Raw genomic sequence first — 317 nt, 5'->3', positions numbered from 1 at the left:
ACGGCTGACAAGCTGCGCGCGGCTACGGGCAGTTTCGACACGGCGTTCATGAAAAGTCTCGTGACGGATAAGGCGTTCGCGGGCGAACTGGCTGCGGGTAAAGTACTGGTCGCTAAGGCCGGGGACGCGGGAACGGTGCTGATTGAGGACGGCGCGGTCACGGCGGGCAAACTCGCGGCTGACAGCGTTCAAGCGCGCAACATTGTCGCAAGCCGGAGCCTGACGGCTAAGGTCGCTGAGTTCTTGAAACTGAAGTTCTCACAGTTGGAATCGTCGGCTTTTAATGCGTGGGTACACATTATCGGCGCGGGCAAGAT

General features: G+C 59.6%; 1 protein-coding gene. It reads left to right on the top strand.

Annotation, left to right across the window (positions count from 1 at the left end; translation table 11 throughout):
• A partial coding sequence (locus HMPREF2975_RS12525) for a hypothetical protein (protein ID WP_227469268.1) occupies nucleotides 1-317 on the top strand: 317 nt, incomplete at both ends.

The organism is Actinomyces sp. HMSC065F12 (assembly GCF_001814535.1).
GTDB classification, from domain to species: Bacteria; Actinomycetota; Actinomycetes; order Actinomycetales; family Actinomycetaceae; genus Pauljensenia; species Pauljensenia radingae_A.
Note: the sequence above shows the minus strand (reverse complement) of the source record. Positions and strands in the feature narration are given on the sequence as shown.